Source organism: Prochlorococcus sp. MIT 1318, from assembly GCF_047304505.1.
In the GTDB taxonomy this organism is placed as follows: Bacteria; Cyanobacteriota; Cyanobacteriia; order PCC-6307; family Cyanobiaceae; genus Prochlorococcus; species Prochlorococcus marinus_D.
Genome location: NZ_CP138958.1, coordinates 1,891,770 through 1,907,225, shown reverse-complemented (window position 1 = coordinate 1,907,225; position 15,456 = coordinate 1,891,770). Strand labels below are relative to the sequence as shown.

Sequence of the window (15,456 nt, the reverse complement as noted above, 5' to 3'; positions counted from 1 at the left end):
TGGTTTACCAGTGCTGCAAAAAAGCAGAAAGTTAAGGATGTTAATAGAAAGTCAAGTCATGGCGCAAACTTCTTGCAAAACCTTGAGAAGAAAGAGAGCAGAGTGCTATGGGAATCAGCGTTCATTTTCATTGCCCAAATCGATACACAAACGCAATCAGGCTGTAGTTGAACACCTTGGATTGGCGCACCTTGCAGCAACTCGCCAAGCCACCCGTGGCGGAGAAGAACTGGATGATCTCATTCAAGAAGCAAGGCTGGGATTAATCATGGCGATGGAGAAATTCGATGCCAATCTTGGATTTAAAGTAAGTAGCTATGCAATGGCCCATGCCAACGGCCAGATCCTCCATTTCCGCAGAGACAGAAGCCAGATTGTGAGAGTGCCCTGGCGACTGAGAGACCTATATACCCGCGGCATGAGACTCCAGCAGAAGCAGCAGAATGATGGCTTAAAACCTTTCACCGAAGAGCAACTGGCTGCACAATTAAATGTAAGTTCAGACCGCTGGCATCAAGCTGCGGAAGCCATATGGCAGACACACCTTGTATCTCTGGATGCCAAAGTGACTTCAACAGGTGGCAATCATGTTGAGAAGAGAGTCCCATTATTGGAACGGCTCAAGTCACCAAAGCAGCAAGAACCGGATCTGCAATACCAATGGCTAAAAAAGGCTATTCAGCGTCTAACATCCCACCAGCAACACTTGCTTTACGCCCATTACATCGATGACATCAGCTTGAGACAGTTAGCAAAGCGCGAAAAGATTAAGGAGAACAAGCTGCGAAGAGTTTTGCGAGGTTTAATTAAACAACTTCAACTTTGGTCCACAAACAAATCTGATTAGCTGATTAAGCAGCCAAACCAAGCCAAGCGGCGATTGCGATGGCAAAAACAGCAGCAAAGCTTGTCTGTAAACCATTAACAAGTTCATTACTCAGCCAACTAATTTTGTTCTGAGCAATTGCGCCTAAAAGGCTCTCCATAAGAGTGGCCAATAAGCCAATCAAAGCAACCAAGATCGCCTGGAAACCAAAAGGCAACAGAGAGAGGGAGACCATCACGAAGGTCATCAAAAGACTGCCAAGGGCACTTGCGAGAGTGCCCTCGAGACTGATGGCTCCATCCGTACCAGCAGGTACAGAACGCAGCGTGGTGATGAGCACAGTGGTTCGGCCCCAACGTTTGCCTATCTCACTGCCGAAGGTGTCAGCAAGTTTCGCAGCAAAACTTGCTGCGAAACCGATCATCAGCAAAGACTGGGAACCAAGGCCCAGTTTGATCAGGATTGCCACTACAGCACCAGTGGCTGCAGATCCCCAGACATTTTCAGGCCCACGCCTGCCACCACGTCCCTCAGCAAGGCCAGCGAGTTTCTTCTGGGCCATGCCAAGACGGGTGACCATCGATCCCAGTACGAGATAAATCACTACCGCAAGCCACCCACGCCAGCCCAGACACCCCCAGAGAATGGTGCCTAGTGCCCCGGCATGAATCCATCCGGAGGAAGTGAGTAATGGCAGCCTCTGGGCCAGCGCAATCAATAGAGCATTGAGAGCAAAAGCCCAGAGCCATTGAACCAGAGTCGGATTAGAAAAAAGCATCAACTTTGATAGCACTGCCTTTGGCCAGATTGGACAAGAGACAGCAAGCGTGGGCTATTGCTTGACGCTGTCTGGCAGACCAGAGCATGAAGCAGAAAAAACAGCCTACGGTTTTGATCTTCTCAATCTCAGCATTGAGAAAATTATCACCTCAAAAGACTGTGCAGAAAATCACTGAAGAAGTCCAAGCCCTCGAGCCAAAGGAAGCCGCTATGAAATGAAGGTTTGCTTGAAAAAGACGCCGATAAGCGCTGACATTCGTGAGTAAAAATGCAGCCGCGGAGATCAAAAACAAGCCTGCAGGAATTCAATCAGATCTTGACTGATCTCTTGACAAGCTGATCCGTCGACTTGAAACCATTGTTTGAGCTGCTGCCACAGCAGCTGTGCAAGTGCGCAGGATTGAATCTCCCAACGCCACAGGCACCCAACCGGCGGCCTCAGCGGCACACTCTTCAAGTGGGCTCCAACCACCCTCAGGACCAATCGCAACTGTGACTTGGTTGATTTCTGGGGTCAATCCTTCCATCAAAAGTTGTAGATCAATCAGTCCCTGCCGACGAGTGGTGGCCAAAGCAAAAACTGCATGATCTGGTGGACTTTTCCACAAGGCTGAAGCTTCTGCTATGGGCAAAAGTTCTGGCTGCCAAAGCTGCTCAGATTGCTCAACTGCTTCCCTAAGGATCACCCTCCATCGCAATGGTCGCTCCTCCGCCTGAGGAGTACACCTATCAGAACGTAGAGGCTGAATCAGGTTGACGCCTAGTTCACAACTCATCCTCAAAACCTCCTCAAAGCCACGCTTTGGGAGAACAACAGCCAAACCGAGTTGTTGACGATGGCGAGGTTGTTGTAGAGAAGGAGACGAAGGTGACGTGTGTAGTTTTAAAAAATCACCTGCTTGTAGATGGGCCTCCCAGAAATGGCCAACACCATCAACAACCGCAACCGCTTGCCCATTGCGAAGGCGAAGCACTCTGCGCAGGTAATGGACTTCGTCTTGCTTGAGAGATAACAAATGGTCAGAAGCAGTGATTTCATCAAACCGCTGCGATTCAACCAAAAGGCGCCTGAGCTCAGCCAAGAGACTGCTTAGGCCTCCACAGGGAAGATGCTGTCGGGATGGGGCTCAACAGGCCAGTCATCATTGACACCACCAATTAACACTTCATCCAACTGCACCACATCGGAGTCAATTTGTTGGAGAGCATTGATCAAGACATCAAGTGCAACAGCATCACTTGTACCAAGATCAACCCAACAACGTGCCCAGCAGCCTTGATATTCCAACTGGCCCATGTTGTGCATCAGCGCAGGGATCACGGATCTGGCGTCTTCATTGTCGTAAGTGATCCAGCTGAGATCAGCACCTTCCTCATGGACTTGTAGGTTCTCAGCATTAAATCCACCCAAACGGCCAATCACGTACCAACTATCAAAGATGCCATCGACGTAATTTTGCTCACCCTGGCTTGGTACATCGGCAAAGTGAAGCCATAGCCAACAGTTGAATGGATCAACCTCGCGGAAACGAACGTCCATGAAAGCTCGACGATGGCTGCATCATCGCGGCATTCGACAAATCCGTCTGCATAAGCAAGCATTCATCAATCAAATTGGAGGATCATTAGCTGCTGTGAGCAGAGAAGTGAGGTGCTCATGCTGGAGCTGAAAGACATTCAATACCGTCCCTCAACATCTGAAGAACCTGTGCTGCAGGGAGTTGATCTCCTTGCTCATGCGAGCCAACCCGTTGTAATAGCTGGCGCTAGTGGAAGTGGCAAAACCAGTCTGCTAGAGGTGATCAGTGGACTTGCAAGTGCTCAACAAGGCGCCATTTACTGGGAACACAAACCCTTAAATCAGCGTCAACGACGCTGGATGTGTGGGGTCGTCTTTCAATTCCCAGAGCGGCACTTTCTTGGATTAACTGTTGCCCAGGAGCTGCGCTTAGGGCATCGGCGACTCACCAGTGTGGAACAAACACAAGCACTACAAAAGGTGGGACTGGCTCAAATCGACATGAAGCAAGCACCGGAACGTCTCAGTGGAGGTCAACAAAGACGGCTTGCCCTTGCTGTTCAGTTGCTGCGCAAGCCAACCATTTTGCTGCTTGATGAACCCACCGCCGGGCTTGATTGGTCAGTACGTGATGAGGTATTGGAACTGCTTTCCAAGCTTGCACGAGAACAGTTGTTAATCGTGGCCACTCATGAGCCAGAACTCTTTGTGGGCTTGTCAAGTGCAGCGTATCGGCTCGATTCAGGTCGGCTTCATAAGCTGCCTCAATAACTCTCAATCAACTTAGATAACTAGCTGCCTTCGCAATCGAAAGTCACAGAAAAGCAATTCACAATGGCCAACCATTGATAAGTAACGCTTCAAAAGCGAATTGGGTCAGCGATCTATAAATATGTCTTGATCTTTAAATCAATAGGTAGTTGTTGAAGTTAAAAAAATTACTTCCAAGACGGCTTGAGGGCCGACAAGTATTGCAGCACTAAGTCTTTTTGCTGAAGAACTCAAAAGCATTCTGCAGGAAGCTCGCAATATTGAATTAAACAACAATTCAAAAGGAATATTTAATTGCTAGCTAAAAGTAAAACAAGAGCTTTTTATCAGTTAATTATATAGTGAAAGCAAGCCATTGTTCACATGGGTCTTATCTAATCAAGCCAAAAGGAGTGCACCAGCCCAAAGCAATAACACTGTTGGCACCGCTTCAAGCTGGTCTCCTGTAATCGGCAGGGTAACGCTTGGTATAGCTGTCATGGCTTGCAGGAGGAGTCCCCCAAGAATCAAGCCGCTAGCAAGCAAGAGAACACTCCAGCCCAATGATGCAAGTGGGCGACGACCTCGTCTGATCTGACTGAGAAACAGAGCAATTGTTGATACAGCAAGGATAAGCTCCGTACTTCCAACAGGAGCAACAATCACAAGCAATAAGGCAAGTCCTCCCAAGACCAATCGAACCGTGAGGCCCTGTCCTTCAGGTAGAGAGAGATTCGGCCAGAATTCTCCTGATTTGTTGTTAGCAGCTGATGAATTGATATTGCGTAGGCGTGTAAGCAGAGCATTGCTTCCACCACTACGAGCAGCTGTCTCGACCTGCAGCTCCTCTCGCTGAGAGGCATTAACTGCAGCATTGCTCACTTTGCCAAGCTGACGTTCCTTGAGACTGGACATGAGAACAGCGTCATAAGACGCTTCAACCCTTGCCCTGGCTTGAAGGTCATCGCCTACCTCTAAAAGCCGCTTTTCCTTTGCTTGTTGCACAGATTCGAAGCTGGCTCCTGGTTCAAGACCAAGGATGGAGTAGGGATCCTGCGACCCTGGATTCGAACTGGAGCCGCTGCCCGAGGCCATGGATCTACGTGAACTACTCTGAGCGTATCGAGACCAGCTCAAAAGAGGGGTGAACCATAGCGATAGCCATGGCTGTTCTGGAGCTGTTTGCAACAAACCAAAGCCTCTTGCTGTCCCATCCACTGCCTACTCTTGAGCAACGGCATCTGTGGTGGAAGGTGGAAGCCAACAAGCATTTCAACCCTTTCAGGTTGATCATTGCAGCTTGCAGCACGAAAGCAAACGTACTCAGTGCCACCATCAACACAGGGGCGTATCAGCCATTGGTTGTCCACTACCACTGAAAACATTCTTTAACGATTCTGGCTAACTAGAGCAGTGAATCGCGAGTTATTTTCGTCAGGAAAGCAGATTTAAGGCCAACGCTCAAAGGCTGATCGGCTCTACACCACTAACCACAGGCGCAACAGCACTAAGTTCCAACGCAGGGTGATCATCAAGAAGCTGGTTAAGATTCCACTCGTTCTTGAACAAGAGAACAGGACGCTGCCAGGCATCCTGAACGGTCTTGCAATTAAAGATCCGTCCCATCTCATCTAGAGCAGGCCAACCATCACTGACCCACCGTGCCACCTGGAACCCCATAGGTTCAAGACGGGTCTGAACGCCATATTCGTTTTCTAAACGATGCTGAACAACATCAAGCTGCAACTGACCTACTGCAGCAAGAATCGGATCCCGCTTGCTCTGATCAGTATCGTAGAGAATTTGTACAGCACCTTCCTCTCTTAACTCATTAACTCCTTTGCGAAAATTTTTAAATGCTGAAGGATTCGGGTTACGTAACCAGCTAAATATCTCAGGACTAAAGCATGGTATACCCTCGTATTCAACTCTAGATCCTGTATACAGAGTATCACCAATCGCAAACATACCAGGATTATTTAGACCAATAACATCACCTGGATAGGCATCATCAACGACCGAACGTTCTTGGCCAAATAACTTCTGTGGGCGAGATAGACGTATGGATTTACCGGTTCGTGCTAGGCGCACTGTCATATCCTTTTCAAAACGTCCGCTGCAGACCCTTACAAAGGCGACACGATCACGATGGCGAGGATCCATATTGGCCTGTAATTTGAAAACAAAGCCACTAAAGGATGGTCGCAGAGGATCAACAGGGCCCTCACTTGTAGAACGAGCTACCGGACGCTGCGCCATCTCAAGAAAGGCATCAAGGAAAGGCCTTACACCAAAATTGGTCATTGCTGAACCAAAAAACACAGGTGTCAACTCGCCTGCATGGACTAATTCCAGATCAAGCTCTGCACCTGCTGCTTCCAAGAGCTCTAACTCTTCCAAAGCTTGGTCCAAAAGCTCCTGCTCGACAAGGCTTGGCAATTCCGGATCGTCAAGATGAAGGTGGCGTTCACTGGCTTGCCGGCCCCTTTCTGCTCTTGTAAAAAGAACAACATTTCTAGTTCGACGATCAATAACACCACGAAACAACTCCCCACTACCAATAGGCCAATTCACGGCCCAAGGTATTAGCTCCAACTCTGCTTCAATCTCATCCAACAGCAACAGAGGATCCCGCCCTGCACGATCCATCTTGTTTATGAAAGTAAAGATTGGAATGTTTCTCATGCGACATACCTCAAACAATTTTCTGGTCTGAGGTTCTAAACCCTTAGCTGCATCCTCCAACATCACTGCATTATCTGCAGCCGCCAGGGTGCGATAAGTGTCTTCGGAAAAATCCTGGTGTCCGGGGGTATCAAGAAGGTTAATTGTGTTATCTGCATAATCAAACTGCAGCACGGTGGAGGTGATCGATATACCCCGCTGCTTCTCCAACTCCATCCAATCGGAGGTCACCTTGCGCTGCTCACCACGGGCTTTAACAGCCCCTGCTTGCTGGATCGCACCTCCGTAAAGCAACAATTTTTCTGTAAGGGTGGTCTTCCCCGCATCTGGATGGGAAATGATCGCGAAATTGCGGCGACGGCTAATGGCCTCAGCCAACGAGGCCTCAAGGACTTGATCTATATCGATTGAAGAGGCCGAATCAATCGGCGGGCTCGTGGAATCGGGAAGAGAGGTCAAGCTGTGACGAAGATCTGGCGGGTGCAAGTGCATATTAAAGGTGCGATAAATGATCAAGCCTTTGACTGGGTCTAAGATTCATAAGACAAGGAATTCACTTCGCGGCAGGTGTAAAGGTGATATTTCAGCCTCTGTCAATGATTGATTGTGATCAGTTTTTCAATCTCAACTCATCTCAGTGAGAAATACTGCTTTGGCAAAGTGCTTAAGCGTACTCAATCATTCTGATCCATAGACGCAACCAAGATCATCGATTTCTAGTACTGAGCCCTACCTGAGGGCCATGGCAGCAACACCAACGTTGATCTCAATACTTTCTTCAGCGACAACTCAATTGTTGGGAAAAGACTTGCGCTCTCACTTGTGAAAACAGGCGAAAAGGCCTCATAAATGAAACTGACCCTATGCAGTTAGATCGTGCCGAATACGTCGAGATACCTGTCCTCAACTTCGATCACATGCAAATGATCTAGACCTGCATGAACAAGCTGTGACTGCACCTCTTCCAAGGTGAAGGCTGCGTGCAGAGACGCCAAATAATCACGAATCAAAATAGAAGGTGCTTCCTGCATGTGTTTTTGTTGAAGCGCAATAGCATGTTTCGTCGATAAGGGTCGACGCAAATCGCGATGAAAAACAAACGCACCTGGGGCTGCTAAATACTTAGTGACCTGCCATAAAAGATTGGGGTCATGAAGGTGGTGAAGCAAGCTATTACTAACAACGAGAGCAGCCGAACATTTCAAATCGACGCATTGGTTCACGAGTGATGAAAGATTGGAACAGCGATAGGTCAGTCGCTTAAGTTCAGCGGCCATCGTTTTTTGCCGTTGCAAAGCGTGATCAAGCATCGCTTGCGCACCATCGATGCCAAGCACCATCACTTCAGGCCAGAGCCGCTGGAGACGCTCGCAAATATTTCCAGGTCCACAACCAAGATCAACGATCATGCTGCCTGGAGAAGGAATCTTGCACAAGCTGATCAGATACTCCTGCAAGCGTTGGATTAATGCCTCATCACCACAAGAGAAATCTGCTTCGGCATAGGCCCTGGCCTGAAGCGGATCATCCATTAACTCCGGCTCAGGCAAACGCTTCACAAGATCTCAATCAGATTTCTCACTAGTCTCAACCAGGCACTGTCGATGGTGTTACTAAAGCTTGCAGACACCATGAGTGGCGGTAGCGTTCCCGTACTTATCGGCATAAGCCAACCTATGACCCTGACTTCGAGCAGACCTGAGATAGCAATGACAGCCTTAGAAGCCAGCGGACAGCGTGGTGATTTCCCTGCCACGGCTCCAGCGGCTAACCCGGTTTTTTATCGCACTTACAGCCGCCGCACCTCGTCGGGACGAGAAAGCTGGAACGAAGTCAGCACACGCAACCTCCAAGGACTGCAGCAACTCGGCAAACTCAGAGCTGAGGAAGTAGCGCTGATGTCGCGCATGCAAGCCGAGAAAAAGGCTCTCCCCTCTGGTCGTTGGCTATGGATCGGTGGAACTGATTGGATCGAAAGAGCAGAGAATTTCTCAGGTGCCTACAACTGCACATCCACCAACCTGGTGGACTGGGAAGCCTTTGGTCTAATGATGGACCTTGCGATGATGGGCTGCGGAACTGGTGCTGTCATTGAACCTCACTTGATTGATCAGCTTCCGGTGGTTCGCAACCCCATCAAAATCGTTGGCGTCACAGATATTGGCCTAACAGCAGCACATCAAAGACAAGAGCAGACAACGCACAGCATTGAAAACGACAACGTCTTGATCAAGGTTGGAGACACACGTCGTGGCTGGGTTGACAGCTATCAGTTATTACTCGAACTATGCAGCGATGAGCGCTTCGCTGGACGAACCATCAATGTGAGTATTGACCTTTCAGACGTAAGGCCAGTAGGCGAGACCCTCAAGGGCTTTGGTGGCATGGCCAATCCAGTGAAGCTGAAGGATCTTTATACCCGTGTCGCTCGACTGCTTGGTAAAGCAGTCGGCCGTCGCCTCACTTCAGTGGAGTGTTGCCTCTTAATCGACGAAGCAGCAGTAACGATCGTGGCAGGCAACATACGCCGCAGTGCTGGCATGCGTCAGTTCTCGGCGGAAGATCTTGCAGCTGCAGAGGCCAAAGAAAATCTCTGGCAACAAGATGCCGAAGGTAATTGGCGCATCGATCCCGAAAAAGATGCGCTACGCATGGCCAATCACACCAGGGTTTACCACAACAGACCGAGCCGATCGATTGTGGTTGAAGCCGTAAGAAAACAATTCCATTCTGGAGAGGGTGCCATTCAATTCGCACCAGAGGCCATTGCTCGCTCCAATGCAGACCTGCTCACCACACAAGAATTACGCCAGGAATTCATTGGGATCTACTGCGATCAGGGAAAAGACGAAGCAGGTCGCTGGTTGCAGACCAACCACGGTCCGATCGATGCCAGCGAACTAGAGCATCGACTAGGCCGCTATGGCCTAAACCCATGCGGGGAAATTCTTGGAGCCGACTTTCACTGCAATTTGGCCGAGATCCATCTCAACCAAATCGACCCTTGCGATGAAGACGGTCAAGCCGATGCTTTCAAAGCTGCTGCTCTATCTGTTGCCTGCCTACTAAACCATCGCTTTGAAGTTCCCAGATATCGCCAAAGCCGTGCCTGGGATCCAATTGTGGGCGTGAGTTTTACTGGTTTATTTGACTTCTTCGTCCATGCCTTCGGTACTGCCTGGCTCAGATGGTGGGAAAACGGTCGACCAGACACAGATGAAGGTCGCCAATTCAAGCAAAAGGAAGCATCTTTTTTGATCCGTTGGAAAAAAATAGTCAACGAAACTGTCTGGGACTATTGCGATCGCCACGAGTTGCGTCGCCCTAGCCGTTGCACCACAGTTCAACCAGCCGGAACGAAAAGTCTGCTTACAGGAGCAGCGCCGGGATGGCATCCTCCTAAGGCCCAGCGTTTCATTCGTCGGATTACCTTCCGCAAGAATGATCCAGTGGCGATGGCATGTATGGACTACGGATACACCGTTGTGCCGTCTCAGTCTGATAAAGATGAGCAGGGGCGCTTGCTGGATGATCCATTTGATCCACGCTGCAGCGAATGGTTGGTTGAAATCCCCACGGAAGTCAGCTGGGCCAACCTGCCTGGAGCCGATGCTGTCAATATCAATAACTTCTCAGCACTAGCTCAATTTGATTTCTACATGCAAGTGCAAAGCCATTACACGGCCCACAACACTTCAGCGACGATCGAACTGCGTGAGGATGAGATAGAGAGTCTGGGCGAAGCATTGCATCAGGCCATTGACAACAGTGAGGGCTACATCTCTGCTGCGCTGCTTGCTCGCTTCGATGCCCACAATGCAACCTTCCCACGCTTGCCGTTTGAACCGATCGATGCAAACACATTCGAGCGCCTGCAAGCAGAGGTGGTTAATCGGAGGGTGAGGAGCAACTTCTTCGAAGCTCTTCACTCCTATGACCAAGGTGAACTGATGGAGGCGGGGCCGGCAGGCTGTGACTCAGACAAATGCCTACTTCCACTTGCCAAACCTGGGAGCTGACAAAAACGCTGATGGGATCCGTGCTGGATGGTTCACCAGAACGGATCTCTAGGCAAGAGGCATAAAATTCTGACGAAACCAAATCAATTGGTTGGTAAAGACCATTGCAACCAAAAGCGATAGGTGGCTATTTATGGGGTGAGGCAAGTTCGATCTACACCTCCTTAAGCCAATGAGCACTGCCAAGATCAAGGTCAATGCGATGAGTAAAAGCACACGCGAAGCAATAGTCGACAAACTCAGGGCTTGTCAAACAGATGAGCAGTTACTTGCATACGATGCTCAATTCAATATTGAATCCAATACAGGCCCCTTATATCTGGTGATTTGTGAATTTCTACATAATCGCACCATCTCTCGTGCGATCGCCGCCAAGTGGCTAAGGACACTACTGGAAGACCGCGAAAATAAACTTCGAATGGTGAGTGTAAAAACCTAAAATATTGCCTTAGATACACGTAAACACGATGCTCATGAACCTGAAGAATGATAGATAGACCAACACATCAATAGTTAACAACTTTTCAACAGGCATGTGACAAGAAGTATGAAGCAGAGACTCCAAGAAGCGTGGAATTCATTCTGCATATTCATCACTGATATCTACGTAAGAAAACCTATCAATCACATGCCTCGAACAAACCAAAAAAACACGTTTAAAAAACTGATATTGCCTTAATCGACGGATAAATACATTAACCATCCTCCTATCTAATTAATTGATTAGTGTTTGGGATGGCTAGAGATAGGCAAGTGGCTTTAGGGTATTACTATTAACGTGAAGCCATACAAGCATGAAGCCCAAAATTGTTGATGGACCGAATCAATCGAAACGAGGAGAAGAGTTTTCCGCTTTAGCAAAGATTTTTGCTATTGGGATTGCTCCGCGTGGAATCATTACAATCGGCATCGTGCCGATGGGCCTTGTAAGTATTGGAGTGGTATCCATGGGTGTAGTGAGCATTGGCTGCTTAGGCATGGGAGCCGTTAGCGCTTGCCTGGTAGGCATGGGGATATGGGCTACGGGAATGAATTTTATGGCTGCTTGGTAAGCAATACTAATCAAAGTACATGGAATATTGGTTAATAGGCATCCTATTCAGATCTATTACAAGCCAAGCAGCCACCATTGATTCGATAAGGAGAAAGGTGACCATTGAGACAATAGGTGCCTCTGAAAAATTTCTTTACTCCGATTTCCCTGGCATGAGCATCAGTTAAGGGAAGTTTTAGCCATTGATCTGGAACCTTGCCTACAAGATACTTTCGATTAAATAGCGCCTGCTTTCTTCTTAAATTCTCCTCACGATCATTCTTATCACAAACAGCCTCAGTTGTGAGTTCACGAGAACATTCAATGCATTCGGTAATATTCTTTTTCTTTCTCAACCGATGAGATAAAGAGTCACTCGGAACTTCACGTTCATTGCCGCAGCTACAACGGCACCACCAATAGCAATTGCCTGCTGCGGTTCTGCGATCGGACGCACGAACAACAGTTAGGCGACCATAAACTTCTCCGAGCCGATCTCGAGGCTTACTAGGCATCAATAACTTCTCAAGTCATTCATTAGCAAACATAATTGGTCAAAGGATCTGAAAGCAATTCAATAGGCTGACATATCGACGGAGTATAGTCAATACACCCCTACAATATAAATGAGATATTGCTTTTACCAAGAAAGGAGAGGGTAAGAGATTAACCCAATCAAAGAACTAGGCACAAAAAGCTTGGGGGGGTGCATTCTCAAGCAAAGGTAAATGTCATGGTTTAAAATATCAAAGCTGACTTGATCGAGTCAGTGGAGGGAGAGGTGGTCGAGTGGTTGATGGCTCTGGTCTTGAAAACCAGCATGTCCGCAAGGGCATCGTGGGTTCGAATCCCACCCTCTCCGTTTTAGTTACCGTAATATCAGATAATTAGATTTCAAAACAGTTTCTATATTGATTGTGGTGAAAGCAAATAGAATATCTACAATTAAAATGGTCTAGTCAAACAGATTGTAGATTTGCTTCTGCAAGGGTGACTAACTTATTGGAGTCTGAGTCCCAAAGAATATAAGCAAAGCAATCTGGTATGTCTAAAATTCGTAATTTCTTTGCTCCATGCAGAAGTGCTTTATTATGTGTATGGCATGCCTTCAATCTATAATTAGGTATCCGCTCGCAAAGATGATGAATGCTGTGGAAAGAAATATCTGCAAAAAACCAATTAAGCCATAGTGGAATATCTAAATTGCTACTCCCTTCAATTGCTGCAGTAAAGTAGCTCCAGTCGTCATTGCCATGAGCATAGGAACCTTCGAAATTATGTTGAACAAAAAAGATGCAAATAAAGATTGCTGCCGAAGCTGTCATCACCAACGAGTAACAAGTCCAAAACAGACCGACTCCAAGCCATCGACTCATTAATAACCAACTTACTAGTACTAAGAGATTATTAGCCAGAAGATCAGCTAATTCTCCAGAGGTATACCAATAACTTGACTGATGCTTCAGTAATTGAGAACGAAAACTATTAATACTGTTCCAGCCATCATCTCGAAGACCTAAAACAAATTGACGGCACTTAGACCAAAAATATTCTATTAATCCCAGGATTAAGGCCAATCGAGGCTTGATTATGAGGTAAAAGAAACCACCAGGAAATAACATCAATGGATGCCGACTTATAAAATATATAAACTTGTTGATTTTAGATAGAGATTGATACTGAGCAAGAGTTAGTAAAGCTGAAGGGCCTCGATAAAGCTGCCAATTTCCATTGTGTTTATGATGATAAGCATGGCCTCGTGACCAAGGGTGCTGAGGTATCGCATTCAGCACTCCAAGAAAAAAACCGGCTGAACGGTTGAGCCATCGGGAGTGAAAAAGAGAACCGTGTCCGCAATCGTGCATTAAAGCAAAGCAACGAGACGACAGCAAAACCAACAGGACAAGAACAATGAAAAATTGAACGGCCTTCAGGCCAACTGGAGAGGATGCATGCCCAATCAATGCCACCATGAGCCATAATCCAGCGATCGGAACAAGAGTGGAGAACAACTGCCAACAAGCCCAAGGGTCACTGCGTTGCAAGTAGGGCTCAATGACGAAATCAGTCCTGTTTAGAGGCCTGTTCTCTGGTGGGATTGGTGGATCGTAGGATTGTGTTGGGATCTGGCTAACGTTTGAAGTGTCCCTCTAATATGCCACTTTTATCAGCAAACTGTGCCTTAGCATAGAGGTGGATGAAATCGCTAAGCGGGTTAAACACATATGGGGCAACTGCTCTGGTGATGTTGGCAAGGCAAGCAGCGCTTAAAAGGTATTGAGAACTTCATTGAGTAACAATACAGGAGAAGCAGAGATCCAAGCCAAATCCTCTTCAAATAAATATAATGACGACAAAGCATCATATTTAAAACTATAATAGATCAGGCAATAAATCGATTTTGATTCATATGCGAATCCGAATTAGAGTGTCAGCGAAAAATTCCAAGAAATTCATGCTGAGATAGGAAAATAATGCCATAAAGACATAATCATCAAGGCAAAGGCAAATCCTTACTGGCCTGCAATAGGCAAAATGCACATTGAAAATAATAGAATGGGGCGTGAAAAGACGATGAAAGAGAATCTTAGTATTTTTGCGGAGTTTTCTTTGTTTTAAAAGAATTCCAGACAGTCGTGAATAGTGTTGTTAAAGTAGAAAATGGAATCAAGCTAACACTTGCGAGAAAACAATGATTGCCGCAAAACATAGTCTATCTAAATTCTAACAAGAATGCAATCGATATATATATAGAACCTAGAGACTGGCTTGTTAAGTTTAAATTGATCAATTAAACTTTAAATAGTTAAAATTCTGCAGCAATAGATTGCAGAATATCTGATGATCTAAAAATGTGATGGCCAAAGCTCGCAAAATAAATCTGAAAGTAGCTTTAGCCGCCTAGGTCTACTGCTACTACTATACAATTTCTGCTGATCACGCAAAATATCTGCTGCGTTATCGCCAAGGGCTGCACAGATGAAATCATTGTCTTCAGCAATCCAACGAAAAACATCTTTATCCTCGACTTCTAGATGAAACTGGAGGCCATAAGCCAATGAGCCAATTCTGAACAATTGCTCACGGCAGCGAACACTACTGGCAAGAACGTTGGCAGTTTTAGGCAGAATTATCCTGTCGCCATGCCAATGCAAGACATCCAGTGGCTGGATTAAAGACCTGATGACTGACTGATTTCCTGCCTTGAGCGTTGATGTAATTGGTGCCCACCCGACTTCCGCAAGTGGTCGCGGTGGATCGCCGCCCAACAGCGGTTCAACGCCACCACCACAAGCATGTGCAAGTAACTGTGCACCAAGACACACACCAACAAAAGGGATCTGATGCTCCAAGGCTTGTTGAATTAAAAGAACCTCATCCTCTAACCATGGGCAGGCGGGGTTATGCAGATCGCCTACGCCCATCGGCCCTCCTAGGACCAGCAAACCATCTCCTTTAACCAAAGAAGGCAAAGGTTCCCCTAGGTCCACACGGATGACATGGACTGCCATGCCGTGTTGTTGTGCAAGGTCTTCAAACAAGCCAGGAGTTTCACGGTCTAAATGTTGAACAACAAAGAGGCGTGTCATTTGAATAGAAAATGAATTTGTCACACTAATATTGTTGAGGTTAACTGCTACAGCAGTAGCAACAGCCTGATTGATAAGGGTTGGCTGCTGAAACGAGCTCAATAAACAAATAAATGCAACTAAAGCAAGAAAAAAACAGTGGCTATAAAATAATACCTTTTGGTTATCAATGACATTTACAAAAGGCAGATTTGATTTATTATAGAATCACGAAAAGCAATAAGGTCATTGGACGAAAGCATTGCGCAAGCATT

At 47.0% G+C, this 15,456-nt stretch carries 15 protein-coding genes and 1 tRNA gene; 6 read left to right on the top strand and 10 right to left on the bottom strand.

What is annotated here, in order from left to right:
* Nucleotides 1-130 precede the first annotated feature (130 nt).
* Nucleotides 131-847 (top strand): sigma-70 family RNA polymerase sigma factor, encoded by a 717-nt coding sequence (locus tag SIB66_RS09700; protein ID WP_236073761.1) that lies wholly within the window; start codon nt 131-133, stop codon nt 845-847.
* Between the two features lie 4 nt (nt 848-851).
* Here the strand turns inward: SIB66_RS09700 and SIB66_RS09695 are convergent, their stop codons facing one another.
* The 3 genes from SIB66_RS09695 to SIB66_RS09685 all read right to left on the bottom strand — a co-directional run bounded on the left by SIB66_RS09695 (nt 852) and on the right by SIB66_RS09685 (nt 3,146).
* Nucleotides 852-1,604: a DUF92 domain-containing protein gene (locus tag SIB66_RS09695; protein WP_063421735.1), complete on the bottom strand. Its 753-nt coding sequence runs from the start codon at nt 1,602-1,604 to the stop codon at nt 852-854.
* A gap of 307 nt (nt 1,605-1,911) precedes the next feature.
* Nucleotides 1,912-2,688 (bottom strand): 16S rRNA (uracil(1498)-N(3))-methyltransferase, encoded by a 777-nt coding sequence (locus SIB66_RS09690; protein ID WP_063406962.1) that lies wholly within the window; start codon nt 2,686-2,688, stop codon nt 1,912-1,914.
* A gap of 8 nt (nt 2,689-2,696) precedes the next feature.
* Nucleotides 2,697-3,146: a DUF3531 family protein gene (locus SIB66_RS09685; protein ID WP_011130165.1), complete on the bottom strand. Its 450-nt coding sequence runs from the start codon at nt 3,144-3,146 to the stop codon at nt 2,697-2,699.
* A gap of 117 nt (nt 3,147-3,263) precedes the next feature.
* On the opposite strand from SIB66_RS09685, the gene SIB66_RS09680 reads away from it, so the two are divergent.
* Complete coding sequence (locus SIB66_RS09680) at nt 3,264-3,896, top strand: ABC transporter ATP-binding protein (RefSeq protein WP_011130166.1); 633 nt, start codon at nt 3,264-3,266, stop codon at nt 3,894-3,896.
* A gap of 378 nt (nt 3,897-4,274) precedes the next feature.
* On the opposite strand, the gene SIB66_RS09675 is transcribed toward SIB66_RS09680, so the two are convergent.
* The 4 genes from SIB66_RS09675 to SIB66_RS09660 all read right to left on the bottom strand — a co-directional run bounded on the left by SIB66_RS09675 (nt 4,275) and on the right by SIB66_RS09660 (nt 8,110).
* The gene (locus SIB66_RS09675; protein ID WP_063406964.1) at nt 4,275-4,970 is read right to left on the bottom strand and encodes a CPP1-like family protein; all 696 of its coding nucleotides are present in this window, start codon (nt 4,968-4,970) and stop codon (nt 4,275-4,277) included.
* A 38-nt stretch (nt 4,971-5,008) separates the two neighbouring features.
* The gene (locus SIB66_RS09670) at nt 5,009-5,260 is read right to left on the bottom strand and encodes a hypothetical protein (RefSeq protein WP_041374804.1); all 252 of its coding nucleotides are present in this window, start codon (nt 5,258-5,260) and stop codon (nt 5,009-5,011) included.
* A gap of 76 nt (nt 5,261-5,336) precedes the next feature.
* Nucleotides 5,337-7,019, bottom strand: coding sequence for a peptide chain release factor 3 (locus SIB66_RS09665; RefSeq protein ID WP_370520991.1), 1,683 nt, complete (start codon nt 7,017-7,019; stop codon nt 5,337-5,339).
* A gap of 410 nt (nt 7,020-7,429) precedes the next feature.
* Complete coding sequence (locus SIB66_RS09660; RefSeq protein WP_063407104.1) at nt 7,430-8,110, bottom strand: class I SAM-dependent methyltransferase; 681 nt, start codon at nt 8,108-8,110, stop codon at nt 7,430-7,432.
* Nucleotides 8,111-8,236: 126 nt separating this feature from the next.
* Between SIB66_RS09660 and nrdJ the strand changes: the two genes are divergently transcribed.
* The 3 genes from nrdJ to SIB66_RS09645 all read left to right on the top strand — a co-directional run bounded on the left by nrdJ (nt 8,237) and on the right by SIB66_RS09645 (nt 11,631).
* Nucleotides 8,237-10,579 carry a ribonucleoside-triphosphate reductase, adenosylcobalamin-dependent gene (gene nrdJ, locus SIB66_RS09655; protein ID WP_197524598.1) on the top strand — a complete coding sequence of 781 codons (2,343 nt, stop codon included), beginning with the start codon at nt 8,237-8,239 and terminating at the stop codon, nt 10,577-10,579.
* A gap of 172 nt (nt 10,580-10,751) precedes the next feature.
* Nucleotides 10,752-11,018, top strand: coding sequence for a spectrin repeat-containing protein (locus tag SIB66_RS09650; protein ID WP_011130172.1), 267 nt, complete (start codon nt 10,752-10,754; stop codon nt 11,016-11,018).
* Nucleotides 11,019-11,373: 355 nt separating this feature from the next.
* Nucleotides 11,374-11,631 (top strand): hypothetical protein, encoded by a 258-nt coding sequence (locus SIB66_RS09645; RefSeq protein ID WP_063406968.1) that lies wholly within the window; start codon nt 11,374-11,376, stop codon nt 11,629-11,631.
* Nucleotides 11,632-11,674: 43 nt separating this feature from the next.
* Here the strand turns inward: SIB66_RS09645 and SIB66_RS09640 are convergent, their stop codons facing one another.
* Entirely contained in the window at nt 11,675-12,127 is a 453-nt protein-coding gene (locus SIB66_RS09640; RefSeq protein WP_063421642.1) for a hypothetical protein, read from the bottom strand.
* A 260-nt stretch (nt 12,128-12,387) separates the two neighbouring features.
* On the opposite strand from SIB66_RS09640, the gene SIB66_RS09635 reads away from it, so the two are divergent.
* Nucleotides 12,388-12,474 (top strand) — tRNA-Ser (locus SIB66_RS09635).
* A gap of 97 nt (nt 12,475-12,571) precedes the next feature.
* On the opposite strand, the gene SIB66_RS09630 is transcribed toward SIB66_RS09635, so the two are convergent.
* Together SIB66_RS09630 and SIB66_RS09625 are read right to left on the bottom strand one after the other, a co-directional pair.
* Nucleotides 12,572-13,657, bottom strand: a complete 1,086-nt coding sequence (locus SIB66_RS09630; RefSeq protein ID WP_063406972.1) for a fatty acid desaturase — start codon at nt 13,655-13,657, stop codon at nt 12,572-12,574.
* Between the two features lie 801 nt (nt 13,658-14,458).
* On the bottom strand, nt 14,459-15,202 hold the full coding sequence (locus SIB66_RS09625) for a type 1 glutamine amidotransferase (protein WP_063407106.1): 744 nt from the start codon (nt 15,200-15,202) through the stop codon (nt 14,459-14,461).
* Nucleotides 15,203-15,456: the final 254 nt, after the last annotated feature.

What these genes read in the sequence shown, in the direction of transcription:
- SIB66_RS09695 (WP_063421735.1), bottom strand. Translation starts at nt 1,604, where the DNA reads ATGCTTTTTTCTAATCCGACTCTGGTTCAATGGCTCTGGGCTTTTGCT.
- SIB66_RS09685 (WP_011130165.1), bottom strand. Translation starts at nt 3,146, where the DNA reads ATGGACGTTCGTTTCCGCGAGGTTGATCCATTCAACTGTTGGCTATGG.
- SIB66_RS09680 (WP_011130166.1), top strand. Translation starts at nt 3,264, where the DNA reads ATGCTGGAGCTGAAAGACATTCAATACCGTCCCTCAACATCTGAAGAA.
- SIB66_RS09675 (WP_063406964.1), bottom strand. Translation starts at nt 4,970, where the DNA reads ATGGCCTCGGGCAGCGGCTCCAGTTCGAATCCAGGGTCGCAGGATCCC.
- SIB66_RS09670 (WP_041374804.1), bottom strand. Translation starts at nt 5,260, where the DNA reads ATGTTTTCAGTGGTAGTGGACAACCAATGGCTGATACGCCCCTGTGTT.
- nrdJ (WP_197524598.1), top strand. Translation starts at nt 8,237, where the DNA reads ATGACCCTGACTTCGAGCAGACCTGAGATAGCAATGACAGCCTTAGAA.
- SIB66_RS09650 (WP_011130172.1), top strand. Translation starts at nt 10,752, where the DNA reads ATGAGCACTGCCAAGATCAAGGTCAATGCGATGAGTAAAAGCACACGC.
- SIB66_RS09645 (WP_063406968.1), top strand. Translation starts at nt 11,374, where the DNA reads ATGAAGCCCAAAATTGTTGATGGACCGAATCAATCGAAACGAGGAGAA.
- SIB66_RS09640 (WP_063421642.1), bottom strand. Translation starts at nt 12,127, where the DNA reads ATGCCTAGTAAGCCTCGAGATCGGCTCGGAGAAGTTTATGGTCGCCTA.
- SIB66_RS09625 (WP_063407106.1), bottom strand. Translation starts at nt 15,202, where the DNA reads ATGACACGCCTCTTTGTTGTTCAACATTTAGACCGTGAAACTCCTGGC.